The 4,326-nt window shown below is 72.0% G+C and carries 6 protein-coding genes; 4 read left to right on the top strand and 2 right to left on the bottom strand.

What is annotated here, in order from left to right; translation table 11 throughout:
- On the bottom strand, positions 1–608 hold a 608-nt coding region (locus G5C51_RS40210; RefSeq protein ID WP_338118491.1), incomplete at its 3' end, for an MFS transporter.
- Between the two features lie 55 nt (positions 609–663).
- Here G5C51_RS40210 and G5C51_RS40205 point away from each other — a divergent pair.
- Positions 664–1,464: an AraC family transcriptional regulator gene (locus G5C51_RS40205; protein WP_165245608.1), complete on the top strand. Its 801-nt coding sequence runs from the start codon at positions 664–666 to the stop codon at positions 1,462–1,464.
- Positions 1,465–1,468: 4 nt separating this feature from the next.
- Here the strand turns inward: G5C51_RS40205 and G5C51_RS40200 are convergent, their stop codons facing one another.
- Positions 1,469–1,909 (bottom strand): nuclear transport factor 2 family protein, encoded by a 441-nt coding sequence (locus G5C51_RS40200; protein WP_165245607.1) that lies wholly within the window; start codon positions 1,907–1,909, stop codon positions 1,469–1,471.
- A 115-nt stretch (positions 1,910–2,024) separates the two neighbouring features.
- Between G5C51_RS40200 and G5C51_RS40195 the strand changes: the two genes are divergently transcribed.
- The 3 genes from G5C51_RS40195 to G5C51_RS40185 all read left to right on the top strand — a co-directional run.
- On the top strand, positions 2,025–2,870 hold the full coding sequence (locus tag G5C51_RS40195; protein WP_165245606.1) for a HalD/BesD family halogenase: 846 nt from the start codon (positions 2,025–2,027) through the stop codon (positions 2,868–2,870).
- A gap of 11 nt (positions 2,871–2,881) precedes the next feature.
- A complete protein-coding gene (locus G5C51_RS40190) occupies positions 2,882–3,682 on the top strand; it encodes a class I SAM-dependent methyltransferase (RefSeq protein ID WP_165245604.1) in 801 nt (266 codons plus the stop codon).
- A 4-nt stretch (positions 3,683–3,686) separates the two neighbouring features.
- The coding region (locus tag G5C51_RS40185; protein ID WP_338118490.1) for a choline/carnitine O-acyltransferase at positions 3,687–4,326 on the top strand (640 nt) is incomplete at its 3' end.

The following is a 4,326-nucleotide window of genomic DNA, read 5'->3' as shown; positions in this document are numbered from 1 at the left end:
GTGGATGCGGTGGGAGCGGGCGGTCCGGCGAGAGCGGGTGGTGCGGGAGGCTGACGGGATGCCGTCCGGCTCCGCATGGCGACCAGCGCCACCCCTGTGACCACCGCCGGTATCGCGAGCAGTGGCGTCGCGCCCAGGCCGCCGAGCGCCAGCACCGGGGTCACGAGCAGCGGGCCCACCGCGTAGCCCAGGTTGCCGCCGACCACGAACCAGCTCATCGCCCCCGCCGAGCCCCCGGCGGCAGCGCGCGCCGCCCGCGCCGCCTCCGGGTGGTACGCGGCGACGCCGAGGCCGGACAGCGCGATCGCCAGCCAGGTCAGCGCGTACGTGGCCGAGAGCCCCGCGAGGCCGACCCCGACGCCCGCCGTGACCACCCCCGCGGGCACCAGCCACCCCATCCGGCGCCGGTCGGTGAGCACGCCGAACGCCGGCTGGACGACCGAGGAGAGGAAGGTCGCGGCCAGGGTGATGCCGGTGGCCGCGGCGTACGTGTACTGCCGTTCGGCAACGAGGAAGGGGATGAGGGCGGGAATCGCGCCCTGGTAGATGTCGTCGACGGCGTGGGTGACGGACATGGCGGCGAGGCGGGCGCGCGGTGAGGCTCTCATGGCTGCGATCGTCGCCTGCGCGACCCGTGGCGGGCTTTCCGTAAACTGCCAGATTATGTCGGAGATCCGCCACACTGCCCGCGCAGCGATCCGCCATACCCCCGTGGCCACCACCGCCAGCCGCGAGCTCCCCGGCGGTACCGGCACCGGACCGCACCACCACGACGAGCACCAGATCGTCTACGCCAGCAGCGGCGTGCTCAGCGTTTCCACGGACGCCGGCGTGTGGGTCACCCCGGCCAGCCGCGCCATCTGGATCCCGGCGGGCGCGATCCACGAGCCGCGCGCGTACGGGCGCACGGTCCTGACCACGGTGGGCCTCCAGTCCGCGAATCCGCTGCGGCTGAGCCAGCCCACGGTCCTCGCCGTGAGCCCGCTGCTGCGCGAGCTGCTGATCGCGTACGCGGAGGGCGGGGCGACCGAGACCGCGACGGCCGAGACCGCGGCGGCGGAGACGGCGGCGGCCGGCTCCCCGGAGCGCCGCCGGCTGCGGGCCGTACTGCTCGACCAGCTCCGCCTGGCCACCGCCGCGCAGCCGCTGCACATCCCGGCCCCGCGCGATCCGCGCCTCGCCGACGCCGCGGCGGCGCTCGACGCGGACCCGGCGCGCTCGCTGCCGGAGGTCGCGGCGGCGGCGGGTGCGAGCGGGCGCACGCTGTCGCGGCTGTGCCGGGACGAGCTCGGCATGACCTTCCCGCAGTGGCGGACCCAGGTCCGGCTGCACCTGGCGCTGCGGCTGCTGGCGGAGGGGGAGTCGGTGACGGCCGTGGCAATGCGCTGCGGCTGGTCGACACCGAGCGCCTTCGTCGACGTCTTCCGGCGGGTGCTGGGCTATACGCCGGGGCGCGGCCGCTGACTCCTCACGCCCACCGCCAGATCTCCCGGATCACCACCTCCTGCAGCGCCCACCCGTCCCCCGACCGCACCGCCGTGAAGGCATACGTGCCCCCGGCGACGAAGTCCGGTGCCGTCGCGCCGTTCCGCTTGCTCAGCATCGGGTTGATGTAGTCCGCCCGCACCATCGCGGTCTCGGGTGGCTCGCCCTCGAGCCGGGTGACGCGGTTGACGATCAGATGCTGGCGTACCGGGAAGATCCCCATCACCTCGGACAGCCAGGTGGCCGCCTCGGCGGCGGGGCCCGCGATGCCGCCGGCACCGCGGTAGTCGGCGCGGCCGCCGGGCGCGAACAGCCGCTGGTAGGCCTCCCAGTCACCCGAGTCCACGGCCGCGGCGTAGGCGGAGACGAGGTCGTCGACGGCGAGGCGGTCCAGCAGGGCGGCGAGTTCCATGCGTTGGGTCACAAGGGCAGTCTCATGGATAAGTGTGGCGTGTCACAGACAGCTGCACCCGCTGTGTGGGAGCTTCAACTCCGTTACGCGTCAGTAGAGTTACCGTCCGCACCCGAAGAAGGGTCGAATGAGCACCTCAGACGTTCTGACACTCCACCACTCGGCCATCGACACCGCGCTGTACGACGACGCCGTCGTCACCCGCGCCCGCCGCGAACTCCGCGCCACCGGCTGCACCGTGCTCAAGGACTTCGTACGCCCCGCGCACCAGGAAGCGCTGCGCGCCGAGTGCGCCGCCATCGCGCCGCACGCGTACTTCGCCGCCGAGACGGTGAACGTCTACAACACCGACGTGACCGAGGCCGCGTCGCTCCCGCCCGGCCACCCGGGCCGCATCACCTTCGAGCGCGGCAACGCCTTCGTGGCCCGGGACCGCATCCCCGCCGGCTCCCTCATCGCCACGCTCTACGCCGACCCGGCCTTCCAGTCCTTCATCGCCGCCTGCTTCGAGCTGCCCCGGCTCTACGAGCTGGCCGACCCGCTCTCCGGACTCGTCCTCAACGTCGTCGAGCCCGGCATGGGGCACCCCTGGCACTTCGACACCAACGAGTACACCGTCAGCCTCCTCACCCAGCAGCCCGAGGACGGCGGCGGCTTCGAGTACTGCCCGGGGATCCGGTCCGCCGAGGACGAGAACTTCGCCGCGGTCGGGGAGGTGCTGGCGGGGCGCGGCGATCCTGATCGTCTGGCGCTGCGTCCCGGTGATCTGCAGCTCTTCAAGGGGCGTTACGCCCTGCACCGGGTCAGTCCTGTCGGGGGTGCGACGGCCCGTCATTCCGCGATCTTTGCGTACAGCGAGCGGCCTGGGGTCATCGGCCGAGCGGCCCGCACCCGGCAGCTCTTCGGGCGGGTGCTCCCCGAGCACCGTGCCGCCGAGGACCGGGCGGTCCGCACCGACCGCCTGCTCGACTGAGGGGGCGGGTCGTGTCCGGAAAGGCCTCCTTCGATCACATCTATACGCAGCCTGATCCGCGCGCGTACTTCCGGGTGTTACGTACCTTCGACTACTGCATTCCGCAGCTGGCCAAGCCGTACTTCAGCAAGCTGATCCAGGAACGCTCGCTCCTCGGCGGCGGCGGGCGGCCGGTCCGCGTGCTCGACATCGGCTGCTCGTACGGGATCAATGCTGCCCTGCTCAAGTGCGACGCCACGATGGACGAGCTCTACGACCGATACTGCGATGCGCGGGCTTCTGATGTCCTGCCGCTGGACCGGGAGTTCGTCCGTCGGCGTGCCCAGCCGGGCCAGCGGGTCCGCTTCACCGGCCTCGACGCCTCCGCCGAGGCCCTGACGTATGCCCGCCAGGCCGGCTTCCTCGACGCCGCCGTCCACGCGGACCTGGAGCGGCAGCCCCCGACACCCCTGCAGAGCGCCCGCCTTGCCGGTGCCGATCTGATCGTCTCGACCGGGTGCATCGGATACGTGACCGAGCGCACCCTCACCCACGTGGTCGAGGCGCAGGGCGGCCGGCTGCCCTGGATGGCGCACTTCGTCCTCCGCATGTTCCCGTTCCGGCCCATCGCCAGAACCCTGTCCGGCCTCGGCTATCGCACGACACGGGTCGAAGGCGTCTTCAAACAGCGGCGGTTCGCCTCCGAGGACGAGCAGACTCAGGTCCTGCAGTCGATGTCCGCCGCCGGCGTGGACGCGCAGGACCTGGAGGCGGAAGGCTGGCTCTACGCCCAGCTCTACGTCTCCCGACCACACGACGAACCAGGAGAGTAAGTACGTGACGACCAGCCAGACCTTCAGCCAGACCTTCGCCGGAGAAGGCCGGCTGCCCCGGGTGCCGCTGCCGACGCTGCGGGAGAGCTGCGATCGCTTCCTGGAGTGGTGCGCCCCGCTGCTCAGCCCCGAGGAACTCGCGACTACGGAAGCCGAGGTGGCGGCCTTCGCGGCGTCGTCCGGGCCCGGTCCTGTGCTGCACAAGGCGCTTGCGGATTACGACGCCGGGCCCGGTGTGCACAGCTGGCTCGACACCTTCTGGCCGTATCGCTATCTGGGCCGGCGCGACCGGATCGCGCTGAACGCGAACTTCTTCTTCCTCTTCCAGGACACGGGGGAGGAGCAGGTGGCGCGTGCGGCGGGCCTCGTCGCGGGGGCGCTCGCGTACAAGCGGCGGATCGATGAGGGCACGCTGGAGCCGGTGGTGCTGCGGGGGCAGCCGCAGACGATGGTGCAGAACGCGTATCTCTTCGGCACGACGCGGATTCCGGGGGCGGAACAGGACCGGGTGCGGGTGGCGCCGGGGCGGCACATTGTGGTCTTCCGGGGTGGGGAGATGTTCCGGATGGAGGTGGTGGGGGAGGACGGTGCGCCGTATGACCTGGCTGCTCTTGCCGCCGGTCTGGAGGCGGTACGGGCCGGGC

Origin of the sequence: Streptomyces coryli, assembly GCF_011044975.1 — a bacterium.
Lineage (GTDB): Bacteria > Actinomycetota > Actinomycetes > Streptomycetales > Streptomycetaceae > Streptomyces > Streptomyces coryli.
This window is presented reverse-complemented; position numbering and strand designations above follow the sequence as displayed.